A 23,194-nucleotide genomic window follows, 5' to 3' on the forward strand; every position below is an offset into this window, starting at 1 on the left:
TCAGGCTTGGAAATGGGGTGGATGTCGGGTCAGAAACCGAGGCTGGCGAGCAGGTCGTCCACTTGCGACTGGTCCGTGACCACGTCCGGGTTGCCTTCGGGGTCAACCACCGGGCCGGCCAGGTGCTCGCGCTTGGGCTCCGGGGGCGCCGGGATGGCATGGGGCGGTGCCGTTTCGATCACCAACTGCACCAACTGCTGTTCGATGTTGCCTGCCAAAGTGACCACGCGCGCAATCACCTGCCCGGTGAGGTCGTGGAAATCCTGGGCCATCATGATCTCGGTCAGGTGCTCGTCCGTGGTCTGGGTGGCCCGCTCCACGTCCCTGAGGAAGTTCATGATTCTGCCCGTGGCAACCGCGGCTACGGGGTTTTTGACCATGGCGGCAATCACCTCGCGCACTTCGGCGGCCAGGTTGTCATTGTGCGACTTGGCTTGATCGACGCGGTTGAGCACCTTTTCCGCGGCATCGCCGGTCAGCCGGGCAATGTAGGACAGACGGCTCTGCGCATCGGGCAGTTCACCCACGGTGGCAGCCAGTTGATCGGCGTATCCCAGTTCCTTGAGGGCATCGTGCAGTTGGCGCGTGAGATGCCCGATCTTGTGGTGGATGTCCTGGTTGTCGCCCGCCGGGGGCGTCGGATCCTGCGTGTTGCCGTGGTCCATGGCGCCTACAACCCCAGTTTTTTGATGATCAGGGTGACTTTTTCTTCCAGCGTGGCCTTGGTGAACGGCTTGACGATATAGCCTGCCGCGCCGCCCTGTGCGGCCGCCACGATGTCTTCCTTGCGCGCCTCGGCCGTCACCATCAGCACAGGCAGATGTTTGAGTTTTTCATCGGCCTTGATTTCAGCCAGCAACTGAAAGCCGTTCATGTTCGGCATGTTGATGTCAGAAACGACAAAGTCGAACTTGCTGTTGCGCAGCTTGTTCAACGCAGCGACCCCGTCCTCGGCCTCGTCGGCCTCGGTAAAGCCGCTTTCCTTGAGCAGGTTGCGGACGATGCGTCGCATCGTGGAGAAGTCGTCAACAATCAGGAAACGAAGGGGTGTGGTCACTTGGGACCCTTTCGATCGGGTATTTCTTGGAGGATTGTGTGGGAAGACCGCGAGCGTGACAAGTTGTTACCTCTGGTCGCCTTTAGCAGGATTGTCGCTCTTTTCTTCGATCCATTCCTCCGCAGGGACGATGGGAATGCTTTTCCCTAGGAGCCTCTCTTCCGCCTCACGGGTCAGCACAGTGATGGTGATACGCCGGTTGGCGGGGGCCTTGGGGTTGTCGGGTTCCAGCAGATCACTGGCGGCCAGCCCCACCACACGGGCCAGCTTGGCGTCAGGCATGCCTGCGGCCACCAGTTCACGGCGCGACGCGTTGGCGCGGTCGGCCGACAGCTCCCAGTTGCTGTAGCCGCGCTCGCTGTTGCTGTAGGGCACGGCATCGGTGTGGCCCGCCAGGCTGATGCGGTTTTCCACCTCGACCAAGGACGACCCGATGCCGCGCAGGATGTCGCGCATATAGGGTTTGACCAGAGCGCTGCCGCTGTCGAACATGGGGCGGTTCTGTGAGTCCACCAGCTGGATTTGCAGCCCGTCGGGTGTCACATCCATGCGGATTTGCGACTTGTATTCATTGAGCAGTGTGTTGGCGGTGATCACGGCGTCTATCTTGGCTTGCAGTGCCTTGATGCGCGCCTCGTCCTGCCGGGCCATCTCTGCGCGCATTTGTTCCGCCGTCATGCGTGGGCGCTTGGCTTCGCTGGAGTCCGAGCGCCGCACCTGACCGTGGACCTTGCTCAGGTCGTTGCCGCCGCCGGGAATGATGCTGGAACTGCTGCCCGCGCCATCGCCCCCCGCCATGGCCACCTTGAGCGGCGAGTTGAAGTAATCAGCGATCCCCTGCAAATCGCCCTTGGCGGTGGAGCCCAGCAACCACATCAGCAGGAAGAAGGCCATCATGGCGGTCACGAAGTCGGCATAGGCAATCTTCCAGGCGCCGCCGTGGGCCGCATGGCCCCCTTTCTTGATCCGCTTGACGATGATGGGCTGGAGCTTCTTTTCTGCCATGGCCGTCTGCCGCTGGATGTGCCCTTATTTTTTGCCCTTGACGTGGCTTTCCAGCTCGATAAAGCTGGGTCTGTCGCCAGAGAACAACACTTTGCGCCCAAACTCAATGGCCGTGGCCGGGTTGTAGCCTTGCATGCTGGCAAGCAGCGTGGACTTGATGCATTGCAACTCCTTGGCGGCGTCTTCCATTTTTTGCTCCACCAGCCCGCCCAGAGGCTCCACCACGCCATAGGCCAGCAAGATGCCGAGGAACGTGCCCACCAGCGCAGAGCCGATCATCCCGCCCAGCACCGCAGGGGGTTGCCCCACCGAGCCCATGGTGTTGACCACGCCCAGCACGGCCGCAATGATGCCGAAGGCTGGCAGTGCGCCCGCCAGACGGGCCAGTGCCGCCACCGGGGCATGGGCCTCCTGGTGGTGGGTTTCGATTTCGTTGTCCATCAAAGCCTCAATCTCATGCGCATTGAGGTTGCCCGACACCATCATGCGCAGGTAGTCGGTGATGAATTCGATCACGTGGTGGTCGGCGCTGAGGGTGGGGTACTTCTTGAAGATCTCTGATTCGTGCGGCGCTTCCACATCCTTTTCGATGGCCATCAGGCCTTCCTTGCGGGCTTTCTGGAGGATGTCGTAGAGCATCGCCATCAGTTCCAGATAGCGCGCTTTGGTGTATTTGGAACCCTTGAGCGCCATCGGGATGGCAGCCAGGGTGGCTTTGAGCACCTTGGGTTGGTTGTTGACCACGAAGGCCCCCAGGGCGCCGCCCAGAATGGTGACTGTCTCGAAGGGCAGCGCCTTGAGAATCACGGAAATGTTGCCGCCGTGCAGGATGTACACCCCAAAGATGCAGCCGAAGGCAACGACGTAGCCGATGATGACGAACATGGTTTGAGCAGCTCTGCGGCGTTGGTTGGGGCGAGGGCCGATGCCTCTGCCTTTGAAATATGCCTATGACCAAATGTATCGGATTGCAGCCCTCCCGAGCAATCCGAGGGGTAGCCAAGGGGTGGTTTTCTGGCATTGTTGTCGAGGTTCGCGGACGCAATCAATGGTTTTGTGGGGCGAATAGGGTGAAGTTCGGCTTTTTTGCCGCGCTGGACTGCCCTATGCTGCCCATATGAAAGCCGTACTGCTCGCGGGTGGCTTGGGTACCCGCATCTCTGAAGAATCGCACCTGCGTCCCAAGCCGATGATCGAGATCGGCGGGCGGCCCATCCTTTGGCACATCATGAAGATGTACGCTGCGCACGGCGTCAACGACTTCATCATCTGCCTGGGTTACAAGGGCTATGTGATCAAGGAGTATTTCGCCAACTACTTCCTGCACATGTCGGATGTCACCTTTGACATGGCCAACAACCGCATGGAAGTGCACCACCGCCATGCCGAGCCCTGGCGTGTGACGTTGGTGGACACAGGCGAAAGCACCATGACGGGCGGGCGCCTGCGCCGCGTGCAGGAGTATCTGGAGCCCGGCCAGCCGTTCTGCTTTACCTATGGCGACGGCGTGGCCGACTTGGACATGACGGCGCAATTTGCCTTCCACCGCGCCCACGGTTGCCAAGCCACCGTGACGGCGGTGCAGCCCCCGGGACGCTACGGTGCGCTGGTGCGCAACGGCGATACGGTGGCAGGCTTTGAGGAAAAGCCCCGGGGCGATGGCGGCTGGATCAACGGCGGCTTTTTTGTGCTGCAGCCGGAAGTGATCGGCTTGATTGAAGACGACGCCACCAGCTGGGAGCTGGAGCCCATGCAGCGCCTGGCCCAAAGCGGCCAGTTGCAGGCGTTTGAGCACACGGGCTTTTGGCAGCCCATGGACACGCTGCGCGAGAAAAACCTGCTCGAAGAGCTGTGGCAAAGCGGCCAGGCTCCGTGGAAGACCTGGTGATGCCCCACCGCGTGCAACCCACCCCTGATTTCTGGCGCGGCAAGCGCGTGCTGCTGACCGGGCACACCGGCTTCAAAGGCAGCTGGCTGGCCCTGTGGCTGGCGCGCATGGGGGCCGAGGTGACGGGCCTGGCCCTCGCGCCCGCCACCGAGCCCAACCTGTTCACCCTGGCCCGCGTGGCAGGCGATATGCAGGCCAGCCATGAATGCGACGTGCGCGACGCCCAGACCGTGGCCGCCCATGTGCAGGCCGCTCGCCCGCAGATCGTGCTGCACCTGGCCGCGCAGGCGCTGGTGCGCGCAGGCTATGCCGACCCGCTGGGCACCCACGCCACCAACGTCATGGGCACGGCCCATGTGCTGGATGCGCTGCGGGGCCAGGCCGATGTGCGCGCCGTGGTGGTGGTGACCACCGACAAGGTCTATCGCAACCGCGAATGGGCCTACCCCTACCGCGAAGACGACCCGCTGGGCGGCCACGACCCCTACAGTGCCAGCAAGGCGGCGGCCGAGATCATCACCGCCAGCTACCGCGATGCCTTTTTGGCCGCGCAAGGCGTGGCCGTCGCCACAGCGCGGGCGGGCAATGTGATCGGCGGAGGCGACTGGGCGGCCGACCGCCTGCTGCCCGACGCCGTGCGCGCCTGGAGCGCCGGGCAGCAGCTCACCATCCGCCACCCCGAAGCCACGCGCCCCTGGCAGCATGTGATCGAGCCGCTGGCCGCCTACCTGTGTCTGGCCGAGCGGCTGTGGGCCGACCCCGCCCGCGCCGGGGCCTACAACTTTGGCCCGCTGCCGCACGAGGCGGCCACCGTGGGGTATGTGGTCAAAATGGCCTCTAGCGCTTATCCAGAAAGCGCAACCAGCTATGAAAATCATAGTAAAGGCCCGCACGAGGCGGGCTGGCTGGCGCTGGAAACCGCGCACGCCCGCCAGGCGCTGGGCGTGGCGCCCCGCTGGGGACTGACCACGGCGGTGGAGCGCACCATGGCCTGGTACCGGGCCCAGCAGGGCGGGGCCGATGCCCGTGCCCTGTGTCTTGCCGACCTCAATGCCTGGGAGGCCACCGCGTGAGTGCCCGCTTTGTCTGCACCCCCTTGCCCCTGCACGGTCTGGTGCGCGTGCAGCGCCAGCCCTTGCAGGATGCGCGTGGCCTGTTCGAGCGCATGTTCTGCGCCGACGAGCTGGCCGCCGCAGGCTGGACGCAGCCCATCGCCCAAATCAACCACAGCCTCACGCGCCAGCGCGGCAGCGTGCGCGGCCTGCACTACCAGCGCCCGCCCCATGCCGAGATGAAACTCGTGAGCTGCCTGCGCGGCGAGGTGTGGGACGTGGCCGTGGACCTGCGCGCAGGCTCGCCCACCTTTTTGCAATGGCACGCTGAGCGCTTGTCGCCGGGCAACGCCTGCGCGCTGCTCATCCCGCCCGGCTTTGCGCACGGCTTTCAGGCGCTGACGGAAGATGCCGAGCTGCTGTATCTGCACTCTGCCGCCTACGCGCCCGGCGCAGAAGCGGGCCTGAACCCGCTGGACCCACGCTTGGCGCTGCCCTGGCCGCTGCCCGTGGGCGAAATGTCCGAGCGCGACCGCAGCCATGCGCTGCTGACTGCATCGTTTGAAGGAGTGCACCTGTGAAGTGCCGACACTGCGGCCAGCCGCTGCACCTGCCGTTTCTGGACCTGGGCAGCGCCCCGCCGTCCAACGCCTACCTGAGCGAAGCCGCCCTGCGCGCGCCCGAGACCTGGTTCCCACTGCGCGTGCTGGTGTGCACGCACTGCTGGCTGGTGCAGACCGAAGACCATGCCGGGCGCGAGGCGCTGTTCACGCACGACTATGCCTACTTCAGCTCGTTCTCCACATCGTGGCTCGCCCACGCCAAAGCCTATGTGCAGGCCATGCAGCAGCGCCTGGGTTTGGGCGAGGGCAGTTGCGTGGTCGAGGTCGCATCAAACGACGGCTACCTGCTGCAGTATGTGCAGCAGGCCGGGATACCTTGCTACGGTATCGAGCCCACGGCCAGCACGGCCAAGGCGGCGCGGGCGTTGGGGCTGGATGTGGTGGAGCGTTTTTTTGGCGTGGCCCCGGCCGATGAGCTGGCCCGCGCTGGCCGACAGGCAGACCTGATCGCCGCCAACAACGTGCTGGCCCATGTGCCCGACATCAACGACTTTGTGGGCGGCTTCACCCGCCTGCTCAAACCCCACGGCGTGGCGACGTTTGAGTTTCCGCACCTGCTGCGCATGGTGCAGGGCTGCCAGTTCGACACGGCCTACCACGAGCACTACTCGTACCTTTCACTCACCGCAGTGCAGCGCATTTTTGCGGCCAATGGGCTGGTGGTGGTGGATGTGGAGGAGTTGCCCACCCACGGCGGCAGCCTGCGCGTGTTCGCCGCCCGGGCCGATGCCACCGCCCACCCACAGGCCACGCCCGAAGGCGCCGCCCGCGTGACGCAACTGCTGGCCACGGAAGCGGCAGCAGGCATGGTGAGGGAAGGTTTTTACAGCGATTTTCAGCCCCAGGCCTTGCGGATCAAGCGCGAGCTGCTATCGTTTTTGTTGCAATGCCAGGCCGATGGCCTCACCGTGGGGGCCTACGGCGCTGCTGCCAAGGGCAACACCCTGCTCAACTTTGCGGGCGTGCGGCCCGACCTGCTGCCCTACGTGGTGGACAAAAACCCCGCCAAGCAGGGCCAGTATTTGCCGGGCAGCCGCATCCCCATCGTCGATGAAGCCCACCTGCGCGCGCACCGGCCTGACCGGGTGCTGATCCTGCCCTGGAACCTTCGGGATGAAGTGGCCGTGCAACTGGACTTTGTGCGCGGCTGGGACGGCCAGTTTGCCGTGGCCGTGCCCCGGCTGGAAGTGTTTTGAATTGCCCAATTAACTGAGTGCCTGAATGTGAGGAGCCTCGCGCCATGACTGCCACCCCCGCCATGACCAGCAACGACCCGCGTGACCTGGACGGCAAGCGCCTGCAGCTTGCCATGCAAACCCTGGGGCGCGACCCGGCGCTGCGCGCCCGCATGATCGCCCTGCTGCGCGAGTGCGAGGGGCACATTGCCTGCGCGGGCTCGGTGCGTGACGAGGTGGTGGGCCCCATCATCGACGCCCTGCACCTGGACACCGATCAGTACGACAAGGTGCTGGCCGACGGCACGCGCTTTCAGTTTCTGTACCGCACCAAGATCGCCCGCGACTTTCTGCTGTCGGACTCGGAGCACCCCACCCATGTCTGGGAGCCCCAGACCACCAAGCTGCTGCTGGAGCTGGGCCGTGATCTGCAAGGGGATGTGTTGGTGGGTGGCGCGTACTTTGGCGACCAGGCCGTGCTGGTGGCCCGCCAGATCGCCGGGCGCGATCTGAAGGTGCACTGCTTTGAACCCAACCCCCAGCAGGCCGCGATGCTGCAGCGCAATATCGAACTGAACCAGTTAACCAACGTGGTGGTGAATGTGGCGGGCCTGTGGAGTCGCAGCGGCGAGCGCATGCGGCTTGACGGATTTGACTCGTTTGCCAACATGGTCAGCGTGCAGGACGGCAGTGGCTTTGACACTGTGGCCATGGACGACTACGCCCAGCGCCAGGGCCGCCGCATCGGCCTGATCCAGCTGGACATTGAAGGGGCCGAGCTGGCGGCGCTGCAAGGCGCGCAGCAAGTGCTGGCCCGGGACAAGCCCCACGTGGTGTTCGAACTGCACCGCACGTATGTGGACTGGTCGCACGGCCTGCGCGCCACGCCCCTGTGTCGCCTGCTGCTGGATCTGGGCTACACCGTGTACGCGGTGCGCGACATCAACTCCCACCGCGAGATGCCCGGCCAACCCGTGGAGCTGGTACCGCTCGATTCGGTGTACCTGGACGGCCCGCCCCATGGCTTCAACATGCTGGCTGTGCACGACGCGGCGCGTGTGCAGGGCAGCGCCTTCCGCATCGTGGCGGGTGTCAGCCCCAAGCTGCTGCCGCACAAGGACCCGCTCCTGCACCACCCCGTGGGTGGGTTCTGACGGGGCGTGCTTTTGATGTCGCGTGCGGATGACCTTGATCTGCAAGGCCAGCACTTCACCGTAGTGGGTGCGGCCGGCTTTGTGGGGCAGCGGCTGTGCACCACCTTGCGGGCGCGTGGCGCGCAGGTCTGGGCACCGGGCCGCCATGAGGCGTGGCCCTGGCAGCCGCCGCACGGCCATGGCTATGTACTGGGCCATGTGATGTACTGCGCCGGGCTCACGGCAGACTACCTGGCCCGCCCCTTCGACACAGTGCAAGCCCATGTCAGTCACCTGGCGCAGGTGCTGCAGCACGGGCTGGCGCAGGGCACGCTGCAGTCGCTGGTCTATTTGTCGTCCACCCGGCTGTATGACGGGTTGGGGTATTTGGGGGAGGAGAGCGAGGCCGGCGAGGATGCCGTGCTGCCCATGGACCCCGCCAACCCCCGCCATCTGTATGACCTCTCCAAGGGACTGGGTGAATCTCTGTGCCATGTGGCGGGGCAGGCCAGGGCCCGCGTGGCACGGTTGGCGTGCGTGTACGAGGGGCCGCAGGATGCCGATGGCTTTTTGCCCGCCTTGCTGCGGCAGGTGATGCAGGCCCGTGCTGAAGGGGCCGGGCAAATCTCCGTGCAGTCATCGCCCCATTTCACCCGCGACTACGTGCACCTGGACGACGTGGTCGATGCCCTGATTCGCATTGCGGTGCAGGGGCGGGCACCGGTGTACAACGTGGCCTCTGGGGTCAACGTGTCCAATGCCGAACTGTTTGAATACCTGAAGCAGCGCTGGGGTTGTGCCGTGCAGCCCTTGCTGGATACCCGTCCAGCCCCCACGCCGCGCATTAGCACTGAGCGCCTGCGCACTGAGCTGCAATGGCACCCCCGTGGGCTGCTGGCGGCGCTGGATTCACTGTGGGCCACTGGCCAAGGAGCCTGAGCATGCTCAAGCCACTGCATTTGTCACGCAACGAACTCGCCACCTACGTGGCCCGTCAATTGGCCACGTTCTACCCCGATGGGCTGGATGCCGATGCCTCGGTGGTGCTGGCGGCCCATATGGATGCCGCATTGGCGCGGCTGGGCCGCTGCATCAACGAGGTGCGTTGGTGGACGCCCAATGAGTTTGACCATTTGCATTCCACCCAGTACACGCTGTTTCTGTATTACCTGGCCAATACGATTTGGAAGGCGACAGGCAACCGCACGCTGTGCACCAAGCTGTTTGGCCTGAACAAGGCGCTCAACGGGATTGATCTGTTCTACGAGATCGAGATGCCGGAGGTGATGTTCATTGGGCACTCCGTCGGCATCGTCTTTGCCAAGGCCACTTATGGCAACTATTTAGTGGTGTACCAAAACTCCACTGTAGGCAAGAACCATGGAGTGGCACCCGTGCTGGGTGAGGGGGTTGTGATGTATCCACAAACGGCCATCATCGGGCGCTGTCAGGTGGGTGCTGGCACAGTGCTGGCACAGGGTACCAGCCTGGTCAACGCGGATACGCCGGGACGCTGTACGGTGTTTGGTGCCTCTACGGGGGCTGGGATCGTGTGCAAGCCATCGAGGCGCAACGTTCTGGAAGACATTTTTCGTTCGCCCCCCGCACTTTGACGCGGACTGCCTCCAGCCTGGCGGGTGTGATGGTGCTGGCCTATGCATCAAACGCCAGGCACTCGCGCGGCAGCTGCCGTTATTTGTGCCGCGAAGGCTTTTACTGCAGCACGGGAGCCTGGATCGCCATCGCCTCGGTGGCGTAGCGTAGATAGGTCACGGCAAAGTCGGTGTGTCCGTGGGCGTGCTCTACTTCGGCCAGGCAGGCCAGTGCTACGGGGTCATGGGGGGCGGCGCACAGTACTTTTTCCGCCAGCTCTGTGACGTTGATCCAGCGGCGGTCTTCGATGGTATTGCCGCTGGGTGCTGCTTGGGTTTTGGCTTGCTCGACCAGGTCTTGCAACAGGGCATGCGCTTCGGGCAGAGGGACGCGTTTGCCTGGCTCCAGCCCCACGCCAGGCGTGGGTGGTTCATTCCATTCCGGCGGGTATTCCTGAACCCATTGCGTCAGCGCCTGCTGTTGTCCTGACTCGTCGTTCGGGTGCTGTTGCTGCGCGAGCCACTGGAGCCACATCACGCGCAGGCCTTCTCCGAAATAGTGGGTGTGAAGGTCTTCGCGCATCAGGGGTGACTGTTCCACCTGTTGGCGAAGGCTCAGGCGCAGGTGGTTGAGCTCCGCGATGTCGCTGGCAAGTGTTTGGGCAATCTGCAAGTAAGCGGTTTCATCATGTGCCAGCCATTCCGTACGACCCAGGTAGCTCAATATTCCGGTGCTCAGGCGACTTCTGAAATGTTGACCTTCCATTGACACCAAGGGAACGCCCATCCATAAAAGATCGAAGGTCGTGGTGCCGCCAGTGAGTGGGAAGGGATCAAGCGCAATGTCGATGCGGTGGTAGGTCAAGTATTGGTTGTGCAGATCCAGACCCACCAGTTCGAGGCGTTCCTGCGGGATGCCCATACGAGCGCAGCGTGCGCCGAAAGCCATTGCGGTTTCAGGGATGTCCAGGTTCTTGCCCTCGATCAGAAGACGAGCGTTGGGTACGGCATCCATCAGGCGCCCCCACAGGGACAAGACCTCGTCTGTGAGTTTGCCCAAGTTGTTGCACGAACCAAAGGTGACGTAGCCGTTTGCCAGTGCAGGGGTTGGGCGAACGAGATACTTGGGCTGGTAGCGTAGCAACGGCCCACGAATCATGGGGCGGTAGCAACAAAACAATGTGGGCAGGCGGTAGAGTCTTTCGCTGTACTCTTGGTCGGCGTCAGCAGGGTCTGTGATCTCATCGGTGAACTTGTAGTCCATCGACTGAAGGCCGGTGGTGGCGGGGTAGCCGAGCCAAGACACCTGGATGGGCGCTGGTTTGTGCGCCAGTGCCTGGAGGCAGTTGTTGCCGGTGTGCCCTGCCAAGTCCACGACGATGTCAATGCCTGTGCTTTTGATCGTTTGTGCCTGGGCTGCTGGGGTGAGGCCGTGGATGGAAACGAACTGATCAACGTGGTGACGTACACGTTCCGTGATGATGTCTTCCGTGGGGAAGTTGTAGAACGCCACCACTTCAAACATGCGCCGATCCAGTTGCGCCAGCAGCCCTTCAACGAAATACATGACGGAGTGGTTTCGCAGATCGGCGGATACGAAGCCAATACGAAGGCGGCGCCAGGGGCTATGGTCGATATCTGCGAAGTCGGGCCATTGCGGCCGTAATGGGGCGCCAAAGTGTGCTTCGTAGGCTTTTGCCAATTGCAGCACGTCGTGCATGGTGCAATCGGGATCTGCCAGCATGAACAGCAAGCAGTTCGTGTAGTTGTGGGGCACGTCCGGGAACAAGGCGATCCCTTCCTTGCAGTCGGCGATGGATTCGCGGATCTGGCCCAGTTCGCGCCGGTGGGTTGCCGACTGCATCAGTGCGTCTGCGCGCTGATATTTGTTTTGTGCGGTTTCCAGTGCGCGCTGGCTGGCATCAAAGCCTTGTTGGTGCAGTGTCAGCAAATAGCAACACTGTGCCAGGCGAGACCAGCATGTGCTGTGGTCCGGTCGGAGTTGGACTACTTTTTCCAGGATGGGTAGTGCCTCACCATTGCGCCCCAGCGTCAGCAGCAAATTCCCGTAGTTGACCAGCAATTCAGCGTCATTGGGGAGCAGGGAGGCCGCTTTCTGAAAGGCTTCGAGGGCGGCGTTGTTGTCACCGTTCTCGTGCAGGGCGAAGCCAAGAAAACGCAATGCCTTCAGATGGCGCGGATGGGTGCGCAAGGTCTGGCGGCACAGACGAATCAGCAGTGGCCAATTGCCCGCCGCGTGCGCGGCTTGCAGGCGACCAGCCATGGGGTCGTGGCGGGTGGGCTTCATTTCGGTGAGAACCTCCGCGCAGCCTGGCCACTGCGGTGAGTTGTAGTCAATGGATGCAGCCGAACGAGCAAAGCACTTTTTCGGCGGCCGCAATTACTTTTTATTTCAGCAAGGCTAGCACGCCCTGGGGTATCTGGTTGGCCTGTGCCACCATGGCGGTGCCTGCCTGCTGCAGGATCTGGGCACGCGACAGGTTGGCCGTTTCTGCGGCAAAGTCGGCGTCCATGATGCGTCCGCGCGAGGCGGACATGTTCTCGGAGGTGATCTCCAAGGCTGCGATGCTGGTTTCAAAGCGTGCTTGCAATGCGCCCAACTTGGCGCGCTCGCTGGCGATGTAGGCCAAAGCGGAGTCCACGGTTTTCAGCGAATGAGTCGCTTTGCCAAAACTTGACACATCCAGGTCCGAGACCTTCTTCAGCCCAGAGTTGAGGGTGGCACCAGCCGCTCCCAACGCCGTGGTCGTGGTGGAAACGGCACTGAAGGACTTGTCGGAGTCCAGCGTGATGTAGCCCGAGACGCCCACGTTTTCCACGTTGGTCGTGGCGGCAATCGCCGTGGCCGTGCCTGCGGTCGTCACGCCACCACTGCCGTCGCCCACCAACTTTTGGACAGTGATTGTGCTCGCGTTGGCAGAGCCCGTGCTGCCAATGGCAATGTTGTTGCCGGTGGCGTTGGTAAGAATAATGCCCGATGCATCACTGTTGAGCGAGGCAACCACCCCAGTCTTGGACGACTGCTCGTTGATGGCCGACACCGCTGCCGACAGACCTTCGGCGCCAGTGTTTGCTGTCAGTGCGAAGGAAATCGTCACTGGATCGGATGCGCCGTTTTCCGACTGCAATTTGATGCCGTAGGCACCGATCGCACCAAAAGTGAGCTGCGCCTCGGTGCGCGCAGTGGCTTTCACGCCGGTGGACTGAGTCTGCTGGTTGATCGATTGCGCCGTCGTTTTGGCTGGATCGTTGTCCGCGACCGTGATGTTTTTGCTGCCCAAGGAACCGTTGATCGCCAGGGTGCCGCCGACCACGCCGTTGGAGGTGAAGGCATTGGCCAAGGTGGCGATCGTGGCCGTTGCGCTGGCGCCCGACGCCGAGCTGCCCGACACTTGGTTGTTGCCATACACGCTGGTGCGCAGGTTGGCCGTGGCCGCCACGATGGTCTGGTTGGCATTGGCGCCTACTTGGAAATGTGCGGTGCCGAAGGTGCCATCCAACAACTTTTGTGCGTTGAATTCGGTGTTTTGGGCAACGCGATCGAGCTCGCCCACCAGTTGGCCCACTTCCTGCTGCAGCGCCTGGCGGTCGCTGGCGCTGTTGGATGCGTTGGCTGACTGCACCGCCAATTCACGCACGCGCTGCAGGATATCGCTAGCCGATTTCATTGCGCCTTCCGCCGTTTGCGCCAGCGAAATGCCATCGTTGGCATTGCGCACGGCCTGGTTCAGGCCACGGATCTGGCTGGTGAAGCGCTCGGAGATGGCCAGGCCAGCGGCGTCGTCCTTGGCGCTGTTGATGCGCAGACCCGAAGACAGGCGCTGGATGGAGGTGTTGAGGGAGGTCTGGCTCATGCCCAGATTGCGCTGGGCGGTCAGCGAGGCGACATTGGTATTGATAGTGGCGGCCATGGAGGTGCTCCTTGAAGGCTGAAATCAATTCATCTGCGCCGGTTGGGGATTCCACCGTCCAGCAGACAAGACGGGAACGATGGAATGGATTGTGGGCAGCGCCGCATGAGCTGTTGGCTGGATAAAGCGCCAAAAAACCCGCCAACTTGGGTGTTTGGGCCTAAAGTTTTGGACGCGGCCTCCGAAAACACTTGCAACGGGACGTAAAAGCCCGCCGTTCCACGGTCCGCCCCGGCGGTGCTTGGAACCCTGGGCCAGGCAGGTGTCTGGCATCCGGTCGGCGGCAACGCCATGTTCAGCCAGTTCTTTCAGGAGATTTGCAAATGGCTTCCACCATCAATACCAATGTCGCCTCGCTGACCGCCCAGCGCAATCTGGGCATGAGCCAGACCTCCCTCAACACCTCCATCCAGCGCCTGTCTTCGGGTCTGCGCATCAACAGCGCCAAGGACGACGCCGCTGGCCTGGCCATCTCCGAGCGCTTTACCAGCCAGATCCGTGGTCTGAATCAGGCCACGCGCAATGCCAACGACGGCATTTCGCTGGCGCAAACGGCTGAAGGCGCAATGAAGGCCGCAGGTGACATTCTTCAGCGTGTGCGTGAATTGGCGGTGCAGTCGGCCAACGCATCCAACAGCGCCAGCGACCGCCAGGCGCTGCAGCAGGAAGTGGGCCAACTGGTGGGCGAGCTCGATCGTATCGCCCAGACCACGGAATTCAACGGCCAAAAACTGCTGGATGGCGCTTTTGGTACCGCCCAATTCCAAGTGGGTGCCAATGCCAACCAGACCATCGTGGCGGCCACAGCCAACCTGCGCACCAGCGTGTATGGCAACAACCAGGTGTCGGGCAGCTCGGCGTCGGGCGCCAGCGCAACGGCCACGATCGCCACCTTGGCCAATGCCTTCACCTCCAACGGTGTGGCCGGCGGTACCCTGGCGATCAACGGCTCCCTGGGCAGCAAAAACATCACGGTCGCCGCCAACGATACGGCCAAGACGACCGCGCAATCGATCAATCAGCAGACGCAGTCCACCGGCGTGACAGCCACTGCACGCACCGAGGCGCAGCTCACTTTTGGTGCGATCGGTGCCTACGGCATCAAGATGCAGTCGGAAAACGGTGCATCCGATCCGGTGACGATTTCCTTCTCGCTGACGGCAACCTCTGGTGCTGAAAGCCTGTCGGCAGCAGTGTCCGCCATCAACGAGCAGTCGTCCAAGACTGGGGTGGTTGCCTCGCTCAACAGTGATGCATCGGGCATTATTCTTACCAACGCCACGGGCAACAACATTGCCATTGGTAGCACGGGTTCGGCCAATGCCGGTACGGTCACCATGCAGAAGCTGGTGGGTGACGGCAGTGGTAGCGTGACCACCGCAGGTACGGCAACGGCGCTTGCCGCCACGACCAACGTGGAAAACGTGGGTGTCTCGGGCTACATCACGCTGGACTCCGACAAGTCCTTCAGTGCCGTTTCCACCACGACCACGGCGCTGGGGGCTGCTGGCGCCACCCTCAACTCGGGACTGAAGAAGGTGTCGGACCTGGATGTCACCTCCTTCGGGAAGGCAACGTTGTCGCTCAAGACGGTGGATTCCGCACTGGCTTTCATTGCTGGCGAGCGAGCCAAGCTGGGCGCACTGCAATCCCGCTTTGAAACCAGTATTGCTGCATTGCAGGTGACGTCCGAGAACATGTCTGCCTCGCGCAGCCGCATCCTGGATGCCGACTTTGCTGCTGAAACGGCCAACCTGTCGCGTGCCCAGATCCTGCAACAGGCCGGCACCGCGATGGTGGCGCAGGCCAACCAGTTGCCCCAGGGGGTGCTGGCCCTGCTGCGGTAAGCAAGGCAGGGGCAAAGCCCGGCGTGCTGCGAGGCGCCGGGCTCCAGCCAGGGGAGGCGGCGCCGGTGTGACCACCGTCGCCGCCGTTTTGCCTTTCGGTTGGATGCTTGGTCGCTGAATAAGCCCGTGATACCGGGTGGTTGACGGGGTTTCATTCCCACCCTTGCAGTCGCACAATGCAAGGTTGAAAGAACAGGAGGTCGGTATGGCGACGATTTCATCTCCGGGCATCGGTAGCGGGCTGGACGTCAAGTCCATCGTCTCTCAGCTGGTGGCCTTGGAAAAGAAGCCCCTGGATTCCCTCAAGCTCCAGGCTGCCACAGTGCAGACCAAGATATCTGCATTTGGGCAGGTCAAGTCGCTGGTTTCCGCTTTTGCCGATGCCACCAGCAAGCTCACCAGCCTGACGGGCTGGAATGGTGTGAAGGCCACCTCGTCTGACACTAAATCGGTGACCGCCTCTGCGGTGGGCGGTACCTTGCCCACCAGCTTTAATGTCGAAGTGCAAAGCCTGGCCAAGGCGCAGGCGACGGCCTCGGCGGCGTTGCTCCCTGTCGGTGGAGCCCTGGGTGCGGGCACTCTGCGACTTGAGCTCGGAAAATGGACTGTGGCTCCCGCATCCTTCACGCCGGGGACGGGCACGCCTGTGGACATCACCATTGCAGCCACCGACACCTTGTCGGACATTGCGGGCAAGATCAATGGTGCCAATGCGGGTGTGACGGCGGCCATTCTCAAGGATGCTTCGGGAGAGCGCCTGCTGCTGCGCGGCAAGAACACGGGCGAGGATGCAGGCTTTCGCCTGTCGGTGACCGATAGCGATGGTGTGAACGACGATGCGGCGGGTCTGTCGCGCCTGGTGGCGGGAAGTACCGTGTCGCAGTACGCTGCCAATGCGAAGGCCACCGTCAATCTGATTCCAGTGAGCTCTGCCACCAATACCTTTGCTGACACCGTATCGGGAGTGACCTTCAATGCCTTGGCGGAGACCACGGCGCCGGTGGAAATCACAGTCACCAAGGATTCTTCTGCGGTGCAGAAAAATATCGAGGATTTCGTAGCGGCTTACAACGCCATCAACGACCTGATCAACGAGGCCACGACCTACGATGCCGCCACCAAGAAGAGTGGTTTGCTGCAGGGCGATTCGACGATCATCACCCTGCAAAGCAGTCTGCGGACCGCCATGCAGTCGATCAGCACGGCCTCGGGGCAGTACCAGCAGTTGTCTGCCATTGGCATCACCCAGCAGCGCGGCGGCAGCCTGACGATCGATTCGACCAAGCTCTCTGCGGCCATGGCAAATCCGGATGAACTAAAGAAGATGTTCAGCAGCACGGAGACCGGTGCAGCACAGGGCATCGCTGTCAAGATCAAGGCGCTGACCACCACCTTGCTGGCCACCGATGGTTTTTTCAAGACCAAGGATGACAGCCTGAAGCAGAGTCTGACGCGCAACTCCAAGGAGCAGGTGCGTGTCAATGAGAAGGCGGCCAATGTCGAGGCGCAGCTCAACCGCCGTTACAGCGCACTGGACTCGCAACTGGCAACGCTCAATGCTCTGAACGCCTATATTGGTCAGCAGGTGACTACCTGGAACAAGACCTCCAGCAAGTGAGGCGGGCTTCAGTTTTGCCCACGTTTGCCGATAATCAAGGTAACTTGCCACAAGGATGCAGAGCATGTTCGCCACCCACAGCCCCCGCGCCGCTTCCGCCTACCAGCGCATCAATGTTGAAACCAGCATGCACACCATGGACCAACACCAGTTGGTGGCCTTGCTTTACCAGGGTGCGCTCGGGGCCATTGCGTCGGCCCGTGGGGCCATGGCGCGGGGCGATGTGCTGGGCAAGTGCAACGCCATCTCGAAGGCCATTCGCATCATCGAAGAGGGCCTGAATACCGGACTCGACCGGGTGGATGGCGGGGAGTTGGCGCAAAACCTGGGTGCTTTGTACGACTACTGTGTGCTCAGGTTGACGCTGGCTAATGTCCGAAATGATGATGCCATCATGCAGGAAGTGCAGCGCCTGATCGAGCCCGTGGCCCAGGCGTGGATGGATATGAAGGGCGCAGCGGCTCCCGCAGAGGCTGTGGATTCCACCCGTTCGGTTTTGCAGGAAGCCTGACCATGTCTGAAGTACTGATTGGTTACTACAAGGCCATCGAAGATAGCAGCCGCAAGATGCTGGAGGCGGCGCAGGCCAGTGACTGGGATGGTGTGGTGCGTTACGAGGGTGCCTGTGCGGTGCTGATCGAAGAACTGCGCTTCAAGTCGCAGGAGCATGAGCTGCTCCCTGAGCACCGTAAGGAAAAGACCCGCATCATGCAGCGCATTCTGCGCAACGATGCCCAGATCCGCTGCCTGGCAGAGCCCTGGCTGGCGCAGTTCGAACACATGTTCGAAGGCCAACCGCAGATGATGCACTGAGCAGTGTGATCGCCTGGACGCCGGGGGGTGTGGGTTGCGGTTGCTTAGTGCAAAAATTGGCCTCTAGGCCAATAGATACCAGCGCAAACAGCTATAAAAATAGTAGCAAACAGATATGCTGATGCGTGGGGCTTTCCACGCTTTCTCACACCTGCATGTTCATGATGTCGGTGTAAGCCTGCACCATGCGGTTGCGCACGTGCAAGGTGGCCTGAAAGCCGATTTGCGCTTTCTGGATGGCCACCATCGTTTCTTCCAGACTTACGGCGGGGTTTTCCAGTTGTACTTCCTGCTGCATACGGCTGGCCTGGTTCTGGGCCGAGCTGACGGATTGCAGTGCGCCTTTGAGCGCGTCGGAGAAACCGGCGGACTGGGTTTCCTGGGGGCTGGCGGGCGCACGGCGCGCAATGCCGGCTCCCGCAAGCGGGGTGGTGGAGCTGGGGATGCGGAGGTCCATGGCAGTGAGTCCGGGGGGCAATGGGGGATGAGGGCTATCGTAGGGGCGGTGGGCCGGTCCATCGGGGCGAAATGATGGACAAAGGGGCGGCTTATCCAGCCGCCGACAGAGGGGGGGTGGCCGAATAATCGATGCCACGCCAGGATTGTTCCCGGGCCTGTCATACTGGAAACCACAATGTCCGCAGTCGCCCAAGTGCCCATGACCCCTCCCTCCGCTGCACCAGCGTGGATGCAGCGGTTTTCAGCACTCGACCGCACCCAGCGCTTGCGCCTGGGGCTGGGCGTGGTGTTGCTGGTGGCCGCTGCCATCGCCGCCGTGGTGATGGGGCGTCAGCAGGACTACCGCGTCCTGTTCTCCAATTTGTCCGACAAGGACGGTGGTGCCATCATTGCCCAGCTTTCGCAGATGAACGTGCCCTATCGCCATACCGAGGGCGGTGGCGCGATCATGGTGCCTTCGGATCGCGTGCACGATGTACGCCTGCGCCTGGCGTCGCAGGGGCTGCCCAAGGGCACGGTGTCCGGCTTTGAGCTGATGGAAGGCAACCGTTTCGGGGTGACGCAGTTCCAGGAGCGGCTGAACTTCCAGCGCGGGCTCGAAGGTGAGCTGACGCGCACCATCCAGTCCCTGTCCTCCGTGCAGAGCGCGCGCGTGCATCTGGCGTTGCCGCAGCAAAATGGTTTTTTCCGCGAGCAGCAAAAGCCCTCCGCCTCGGTGTTGGTGAGCCTGTATCCAGGCCGGGTGCTGGACCGCGCCCAGTTGGCCGGCATCGTGCACCTGGTGGCTTCCAGTGTGCCGGAGATGCCGCCCACCGCCGTGAGCGTGCTGGATGACACGGGCAAGCTGTTGTCGCAGTCGCCCGAGCCGGGCAGCGGCAATGCGGTGGATGCCCAGCAAATGCAGTACGTGCAGCAGATCGAGCAGCAGTACACGCGTCGCATCATGGAAATCCTCGAGCCCGTGGTGGGACGCAACAACATCAAGGCACAGGTGACGGCCGAGCTGGATTTCAGCCAGACCGATTCCACCCAGGAGCAGTACCGCCCCAACCAGGCGCCCGAGGCATCGGCCATTCGCAGCCAGCAGGTGCTGGAGACCAAAGAAAGCGCTTCTGGCAGCTCCACCGGGGTGGGGGTGGCGGGGGCTGTGGCCAATCAACCACCGGCGCCGTCGGCAGCGCCCATCAACGGAGCCAACCCGGCACCACAGGCGGCAGGGCAGCAGCAGGGCACGGATTCGGGCAATTCCAAGCGTGAATCCACCACCAACTACGAGGTGGACAAGACGGTGCGTGTCACGCGCGGCAACAACTGGGCCATCAAGCGCGTCAACGCAGCCGTGGTGATCAACTACCAGAGCGTGACGGACAACAAGGGCAAGGTGGAGAACAAGCCGCTCTCGGCCGAGCAGTTGGAGCAGATGACCGCCCTGGTGCGTGAAACCGTGGGCTACAACAAGGATCGGGGCGATTCGGTCAACCTGATGAATGCACCCTTCCAGCCCGCCACGGTGGTGGCCGACGACACGCCGCTGTGGAAGCAGCCCGAAACCGTGGAGCTGGCGCGCAACCTGGCGTGGCCTCTGGGCATGTCGCTGTTCGCAGCCATGGTGCTGCTGGGTCTGGTGCGCCCTGCGCTCAAGGCACTGGGCCAACCCAAGGCCATTCCGATGGCGGGCGCGCAGCTGGATGCGGTGGAGGCCGATACGCCCGAGCGGCCCGCACTGCCCGCGCCTGCCAAGCAGGACCAACAGGCGGTGGCCACACCAGAGCAACTGCGCCTGGAAGAGGCGCGTGCCCTGGCGCGTTCCAACCCGGTGGCGGTGGCCAATATCGTGAAGAATTGGGTCAATGGCGATGTTGCCTGATCGACGCATGAATGGGCAGAACCAACCATGGATGAAGAAGGACTGAACAACGCGGCCATCTTCCTCATGTCCCTGGGCGAGGAGGAGGCGGCCGAAGTTTTCAAGCACCTCTCTCCCAAAGAGGTGCAAAAGCTCGGCGAGACGATTGCGCAGATGCGCAGCGTCTCGCGCGAGAAGGTGGACGAGGTCATCAACAAGTTCTCCAACGTGGCTGCGGCGCAAAGCCTGCTGGTGTCGGACACTGGCAATTACGTGCGCGCGGTGCTCAAGCGGGCACTGGGGGAAGACAAGGCCGGGCTGCTGATCGATCGCATCCTGCAAGGCGGAGACGTTTCGGGGATCGAAAGTCTCAAGTGGATGGACCCGCTGTCGGTGGCCGAACTGCTGCGCAACGAGCATCCCCAGATCGTCGCCGCCATCCTGGTGCACCTGGACCACGAGCAATCTGCGGCCGTCATCAAACAGTTCACCGAACGCCAGCGCAGCGAGGTCATGCTGCGCGTGGCCACGCTCGAGGGCATACAGCCCATGGCGCTCAAGGACCTGAACGAGGTGCTGTTCAAGGTGCTCGCCGGTGGCGACAAGATCCGCAAGACCTCTTTGGGCGGGGTCAAAACGGCGGCAGAAATCATCAACCTGCTGGGCACGAATATCGATACGGCAGTGCTTGAATCCATCCGTGCGCACGATCCCGACCTGGCACAGAAGATCATGGACAAGATGTTCGTGTTCGACGATGTGGCCAAACTCGACGACCGTGCCATTCAAACGGTGCTCAAGGAAATCGCTTCCGAGACGCTCATCGTCGCACTCAAGGGCGCTGCACCCGAGCTGCGGGAGAAGTTCCTCTCCAACATGTCCTCGCGCGCGGCCGAAGCCCTGCGTGAAGACCTGGAGTCGCGTGGCCCCATGCGCCTGTCCGAGGTCGAGGCGCAGCAAAAGGAAATCCTCAAGACCGTGCGCCGCTTGTCGGATGAGGGTCAGATCGTGATCGGAGGCGGTGGTGACGACGCCTTCGTCTAAAAGCAGCCGGGTGTACGCGCGCTTCATCCCGAGCGAGGAGGTGGGCGATGTCACGCAGTGGAAGTTTGGCGCCGTCGATGGCTCCGAACCCGTTCCAGAGGAAGCCCCCGAACCCGCCCCCCCCGATCCTGCGCTCATCGAAGCGGAGTACCAGCAGGCCCTGGAGCAGGCGCGCACCGATGCCTTTGCCGAGGGGCAGGCGCAAGGCCATGCCCAGGCCAGCCTGGAGTGGCAGCAACGCCTGGACGATTACATTGCCCAGCAGGGCGCAGAGGCTGCCCAGCGGGTCGAGGCCGTTGTGCGAGGCTTCCAAATGCGGCTCGACCAGTTGCAGCAAACGGCCGCGCAGGACGTGCTGGAGCTCGCCAGCGAAATTGCGCGCCAGGTCGTGCGCCGGGAGCTGCAGGCGGATACCCAGGCATTGCTGCCGGTGGTGCGCGAAGCACTGTCCATGCTTTCGGTGGACAGCGGCACAGCCACGGTGCGCCTGAACCCGCAGGACCATGCCCTGCTCGAAGCGGCCTTGCAGCAACAGCCCACTGCGCAGCGCGTGCAGTGGGTGGCCGATGCGTCGGTGGCGCCTGGTGGCTGCCTGGTGGAGCAGGCGGGCATGGTCATTGACGGCAGTCTGGACAAGCGCTGGCAGCGCGCCATTGCCCCGTTGGGCCTGGCGCAGCCCTGGGAGCACGGCAGTGACGAACGCCACGACTGAGCCCCTTGCTCCATCGCCCTGGCAGGAATACCTGCGGAGCGCCCGGGCCCTCGTTGCCGATGGCCCCGATCTGGAGGCGCGCGGCACGCTGACGCGCCTGACCGGTCTGGTGCTGGAAGCCGTGGGCATTCGTGTGCCCGTGGGCTCGCAGTGCCTGGTGCAGATGCCTGGCAAAGCGCCGGTGCTGGCAGAGGTGGTGGGCTTTTCGGGTGAGAGGGCCTTTCTGATGCCGGCGGGCGACATCCACGGCCTGTCCAGCGGAGCGGCGGTAGTGCCTGCGGCCCCGTATGTGCCCGTGCCGCGCCTGGGTGAGCCTGTGCGGCCCGTCAACCGCGTGGGCGCCTTGCGTGTACCGCTGGGCGAAGGGCTGCTGGGGCGGGTGGTCGATGCGCAGGGCAATCCTCTGGACCACGCCGGTCCCCTGCGGGATGTGGCCGCCGAGCCCATGGGGCGCAGCCAGATCAACGCCATGGATCGCGACCCCGTGCGCGAACCGCTGGACACCGGAGTGCGCGCCATCAATGCGCTGCTCACAGTGGGCCGTGGGCAACGCCTGGGCCTGTTTGCGGGCTCGGGGGTGGGCAAGAGCGTGCTGCTGGGCATGATGGCGCGTTACACCCGGGCCGACGTCATTGTGGTGGGCCTCATTGGCGAGCGCGGCCGTGAGGTCAAGGAATTTGTGGAAGACATTCTGGGCGCGCAGGACCGCGGTCGGGCTGTGGTGGTGGCCGCACCGGCCGATGCCCCCCCGCTGCTGCGCATGCAGGGCGCAGCCTATGCCACGGCGGTGGCTGAATACTTCCGAGACCAAGGCAAGCATGTGCTCTTGCTCATGGATTCGCTCACCCGCTACGCCATGGCGCAGCGCGAAATTGCCCTGGCCATTGGCGAACCACCGGCTACCAAGGGCTACCCGCCCTCGTGTTTTGCCAAGTTGCCCCAGCTGGTGGAGCGCAGCGGTAACGGGCTGCACGGGGTGGGCTCCATCACGGCGTTCTACACCGTGTTGTCCGAAGGGGACGACCAGCAGGACCCCATTGCCGATGCCGCCCGCGCCATTCTGGACGGGCACATCGTGCTCTCGCGCGCCCTGGCAGAAAGTGGGCATTTCCCGGCCATCGACATTGAACAATCGGCATCGCGCGTGATGCATAACGTCGTCACGCGCGATCACTTCGAGCTGGCGCGGCAGTTCCGCGCCATCTATTCGCGCTACCAGAAGAGCCGCGACCTGGTGCAGGTGGGCGCTTACCTCAGCGGTTCGGACCCGCTGCTGGACGAGGCCATTCGCCTGCAGCCTGCCCAGCAAGCCTTCTTGCAGCAGGGCATGTTCGAGGCCGCCACCTTTGAAGACAGCATTGACGCCATGGGCGCAGTGCTGCAACAGTGAGGCGAGGC

22 protein-coding genes are annotated in these 23,194 nt (G+C 63.0%); 15 read left to right on the top strand and 7 right to left on the bottom strand.

The window, feature by feature from the left end; genetic code table 11:
• Nucleotides 1-29 precede the first annotated feature (29 nt).
• The 4 genes from MJ602_RS15535 to motA form a co-directional block, all read right to left on the bottom strand.
• Nucleotides 30-665 carry a protein phosphatase CheZ gene (locus MJ602_RS15535; protein WP_243021687.1) on the bottom strand — a complete coding sequence of 212 codons (636 nt, stop codon included), beginning with the start codon at nt 663-665 and terminating at the stop codon, nt 30-32.
• 5 nt (nt 666-670) lie between these two features.
• The gene (gene cheY, locus MJ602_RS15540; RefSeq protein ID WP_162015193.1) at nt 671-1,057 is read right to left on the bottom strand and encodes a chemotaxis response regulator CheY; all 387 of its coding nucleotides are present in this window, start codon (nt 1,055-1,057) and stop codon (nt 671-673) included.
• A 66-nt stretch (nt 1,058-1,123) separates the two neighbouring features.
• Complete coding sequence (motB, locus tag MJ602_RS15545; RefSeq protein ID WP_243021688.1) at nt 1,124-2,062, bottom strand: flagellar motor protein MotB; 939 nt, start codon at nt 2,060-2,062, stop codon at nt 1,124-1,126.
• A 24-nt stretch (nt 2,063-2,086) separates the two neighbouring features.
• Nucleotides 2,087-2,947 carry a flagellar motor stator protein MotA gene (gene motA / locus MJ602_RS15550; RefSeq protein WP_243021689.1) on the bottom strand — a complete coding sequence of 287 codons (861 nt, stop codon included), beginning with the start codon at nt 2,945-2,947 and terminating at the stop codon, nt 2,087-2,089.
• 232 nt (nt 2,948-3,179) lie between these two features.
• On the opposite strand from motA, the gene rfbF reads away from it, so the two are divergent.
• Genes rfbF through MJ602_RS15585 form a run of 7 tightly spaced genes read left to right on the top strand, consistent with a single transcriptional unit; the run spans nt 3,180 to nt 9,546 of the window.
• The gene (gene rfbF / locus MJ602_RS15555) at nt 3,180-3,950 is read left to right on the top strand and encodes a glucose-1-phosphate cytidylyltransferase (RefSeq protein ID WP_243021690.1); all 771 of its coding nucleotides are present in this window, start codon (nt 3,180-3,182) and stop codon (nt 3,948-3,950) included.
• Nucleotides 3,950-5,023: a CDP-glucose 4,6-dehydratase gene (gene rfbG, locus MJ602_RS15560; protein WP_243021691.1), complete on the top strand. Its 1,074-nt coding sequence runs from the start codon at nt 3,950-3,952 to the stop codon at nt 5,021-5,023. The genes rfbF and rfbG overlap by 1 nt, the downstream gene beginning before the upstream one ends.
• Complete coding sequence (locus MJ602_RS15565; protein WP_243021692.1) at nt 5,020-5,583, top strand: dTDP-4-dehydrorhamnose 3,5-epimerase family protein; 564 nt, start codon at nt 5,020-5,022, stop codon at nt 5,581-5,583. Before rfbG ends, MJ602_RS15565 begins: the two co-directional genes overlap by 4 nt.
• On the top strand, nt 5,580-6,821 hold the full coding sequence (locus MJ602_RS15570; protein WP_243021693.1) for a class I SAM-dependent methyltransferase: 1,242 nt from the start codon (nt 5,580-5,582) through the stop codon (nt 6,819-6,821). The genes MJ602_RS15565 and MJ602_RS15570 overlap by 4 nt, the downstream gene beginning before the upstream one ends.
• Nucleotides 6,822-6,865: 44 nt before the next feature.
• On the top strand, nt 6,866-7,954 hold the full coding sequence (locus MJ602_RS15575) for an FkbM family methyltransferase (RefSeq protein WP_243021694.1): 1,089 nt from the start codon (nt 6,866-6,868) through the stop codon (nt 7,952-7,954).
• Nucleotides 7,955-7,969: 15 nt separating this feature from the next.
• On the top strand, nt 7,970-8,872 hold the full coding sequence (locus MJ602_RS15580) for an NAD-dependent epimerase/dehydratase family protein (RefSeq protein ID WP_243021695.1): 903 nt from the start codon (nt 7,970-7,972) through the stop codon (nt 8,870-8,872).
• A gap of 2 nt (nt 8,873-8,874) precedes the next feature.
• Nucleotides 8,875-9,546 (top strand): LbetaH domain-containing protein, encoded by a 672-nt coding sequence (locus MJ602_RS15585; RefSeq protein ID WP_243021696.1) that lies wholly within the window; start codon nt 8,875-8,877, stop codon nt 9,544-9,546.
• A 100-nt stretch (nt 9,547-9,646) separates the two neighbouring features.
• On the opposite strand, the gene MJ602_RS15590 is transcribed toward MJ602_RS15585, so the two are convergent.
• Together MJ602_RS15590 and MJ602_RS15595 are read right to left on the bottom strand one after the other, a co-directional pair.
• On the bottom strand, nt 9,647-11,833 hold the full coding sequence (locus MJ602_RS15590) for an O-linked N-acetylglucosamine transferase, SPINDLY family protein (protein ID WP_243021697.1): 2,187 nt from the start codon (nt 11,831-11,833) through the stop codon (nt 9,647-9,649).
• Nucleotides 11,834-11,933: 100 nt separating this feature from the next.
• A complete protein-coding gene (locus MJ602_RS15595) occupies nt 11,934-13,457 on the bottom strand; it encodes a flagellin N-terminal helical domain-containing protein (RefSeq protein WP_243021698.1) in 1,524 nt (507 codons plus the stop codon).
• A 323-nt stretch (nt 13,458-13,780) separates the two neighbouring features.
• Between MJ602_RS15595 and MJ602_RS15600 the strand changes: the two genes are divergently transcribed.
• From MJ602_RS15600 to MJ602_RS15615, 4 genes are all read left to right on the top strand, one after another.
• Nucleotides 13,781-15,304, top strand: a complete 1,524-nt coding sequence (locus tag MJ602_RS15600; RefSeq protein WP_243021699.1) for a flagellin N-terminal helical domain-containing protein — start codon at nt 13,781-13,783, stop codon at nt 15,302-15,304.
• A gap of 205 nt (nt 15,305-15,509) precedes the next feature.
• Complete coding sequence (gene fliD, locus MJ602_RS15605; RefSeq protein ID WP_243021714.1) at nt 15,510-16,922, top strand: flagellar filament capping protein FliD; 1,413 nt, start codon at nt 15,510-15,512, stop codon at nt 16,920-16,922.
• A 64-nt stretch (nt 16,923-16,986) separates the two neighbouring features.
• The gene (fliS, locus tag MJ602_RS15610) at nt 16,987-17,433 is read left to right on the top strand and encodes a flagellar export chaperone FliS (RefSeq protein WP_243021700.1); all 447 of its coding nucleotides are present in this window, start codon (nt 16,987-16,989) and stop codon (nt 17,431-17,433) included.
• Between the two features lie 2 nt (nt 17,434-17,435).
• Nucleotides 17,436-17,735, top strand: a complete 300-nt coding sequence (locus tag MJ602_RS15615) for a flagellar protein FliT (protein WP_162015208.1) — start codon at nt 17,436-17,438, stop codon at nt 17,733-17,735.
• Between the two features lie 145 nt (nt 17,736-17,880).
• On the opposite strand, the gene fliE is transcribed toward MJ602_RS15615, so the two are convergent.
• The gene (gene fliE / locus MJ602_RS15620; RefSeq protein ID WP_162015209.1) at nt 17,881-18,192 is read right to left on the bottom strand and encodes a flagellar hook-basal body complex protein FliE; all 312 of its coding nucleotides are present in this window, start codon (nt 18,190-18,192) and stop codon (nt 17,881-17,883) included.
• Nucleotides 18,193-18,369: 177 nt separating this feature from the next.
• On the opposite strand from fliE, the gene fliF reads away from it, so the two are divergent.
• Genes fliF through fliI form a run of 4 tightly spaced genes read left to right on the top strand, consistent with a single transcriptional unit; the run spans nt 18,370 to nt 23,186 of the window.
• Nucleotides 18,370-20,061, top strand: coding sequence for a flagellar basal-body MS-ring/collar protein FliF (gene fliF / locus MJ602_RS15625; RefSeq protein WP_243021701.1), 1,692 nt, complete (start codon nt 18,370-18,372; stop codon nt 20,059-20,061).
• 27 nt (nt 20,062-20,088) lie between these two features.
• Nucleotides 20,089-21,084: a flagellar motor switch protein FliG gene (fliG, locus tag MJ602_RS15630; RefSeq protein ID WP_243021702.1), complete on the top strand. Its 996-nt coding sequence runs from the start codon at nt 20,089-20,091 to the stop codon at nt 21,082-21,084.
• Complete coding sequence (locus MJ602_RS15635) at nt 21,065-21,796, top strand: FliH/SctL family protein (RefSeq protein ID WP_243021703.1); 732 nt, start codon at nt 21,065-21,067, stop codon at nt 21,794-21,796. Before fliG ends, MJ602_RS15635 begins: the two co-directional genes overlap by 20 nt.
• Nucleotides 21,777-23,186 (top strand): flagellar protein export ATPase FliI, encoded by a 1,410-nt coding sequence (fliI, locus tag MJ602_RS15640; protein WP_423246719.1) that lies wholly within the window; start codon nt 21,777-21,779, stop codon nt 23,184-23,186. Before MJ602_RS15635 ends, fliI begins: the two co-directional genes overlap by 20 nt.
• Nucleotides 23,187-23,194 lie beyond the last annotated feature (8 nt).

Origin of the sequence: Simplicispira sedimenti (assembly GCF_022760965.1) — a bacterium.
Lineage (GTDB): Bacteria > Pseudomonadota > Gammaproteobacteria > Burkholderiales > Burkholderiaceae_C > Simplicispira > Simplicispira sedimenti.

Excerpts from the sequence above, each read along its gene's own strand:
- MJ602_RS15535 (WP_243021687.1), bottom strand. The coding sequence starts at position 665 with ATGGACCACGGCAACACGCAGGATCCGACGCCCCCGGCGGGCGACAAC.
- motB (WP_243021688.1), bottom strand. The coding sequence starts at position 2,062 with ATGGCAGAAAAGAAGCTCCAGCCCATCATCGTCAAGCGGATCAAGAAA.
- motA (WP_243021689.1), bottom strand. The coding sequence starts at position 2,947 with ATGTTCGTCATCATCGGCTACGTCGTTGCCTTCGGCTGCATCTTTGGG.
- rfbF (WP_243021690.1), top strand. The coding sequence starts at position 3,180 with ATGAAAGCCGTACTGCTCGCGGGTGGCTTGGGTACCCGCATCTCTGAA.
- rfbG (WP_243021691.1), top strand. The coding sequence starts at position 3,950 with ATGCCCCACCGCGTGCAACCCACCCCTGATTTCTGGCGCGGCAAGCGC.
- MJ602_RS15575 (WP_243021694.1), top strand. The coding sequence starts at position 6,866 with ATGACTGCCACCCCCGCCATGACCAGCAACGACCCGCGTGACCTGGAC.
- MJ602_RS15580 (WP_243021695.1), top strand. The coding sequence starts at position 7,970 with ATGTCGCGTGCGGATGACCTTGATCTGCAAGGCCAGCACTTCACCGTA.
- MJ602_RS15585 (WP_243021696.1), top strand. The coding sequence starts at position 8,875 with ATGCTCAAGCCACTGCATTTGTCACGCAACGAACTCGCCACCTACGTG.
- MJ602_RS15590 (WP_243021697.1), bottom strand. The coding sequence starts at position 11,833 with ATGAAGCCCACCCGCCACGACCCCATGGCTGGTCGCCTGCAAGCCGCG.
- MJ602_RS15595 (WP_243021698.1), bottom strand. The coding sequence starts at position 13,457 with ATGGCCGCCACTATCAATACCAATGTCGCCTCGCTGACCGCCCAGCGC.
- MJ602_RS15600 (WP_243021699.1), top strand. The coding sequence starts at position 13,781 with ATGGCTTCCACCATCAATACCAATGTCGCCTCGCTGACCGCCCAGCGC.
- fliD (WP_243021714.1), top strand. The coding sequence starts at position 15,510 with ATGGCGACGATTTCATCTCCGGGCATCGGTAGCGGGCTGGACGTCAAG.
- fliS (WP_243021700.1), top strand. The coding sequence starts at position 16,987 with ATGTTCGCCACCCACAGCCCCCGCGCCGCTTCCGCCTACCAGCGCATC.
- MJ602_RS15615 (WP_162015208.1), top strand. The coding sequence starts at position 17,436 with ATGTCTGAAGTACTGATTGGTTACTACAAGGCCATCGAAGATAGCAGC.
- fliE (WP_162015209.1), bottom strand. The coding sequence starts at position 18,192 with ATGGACCTCCGCATCCCCAGCTCCACCACCCCGCTTGCGGGAGCCGGC.
- fliF (WP_243021701.1), top strand. The coding sequence starts at position 18,370 with ATGTCCGCAGTCGCCCAAGTGCCCATGACCCCTCCCTCCGCTGCACCA.
- fliG (WP_243021702.1), top strand. The coding sequence starts at position 20,089 with ATGGATGAAGAAGGACTGAACAACGCGGCCATCTTCCTCATGTCCCTG.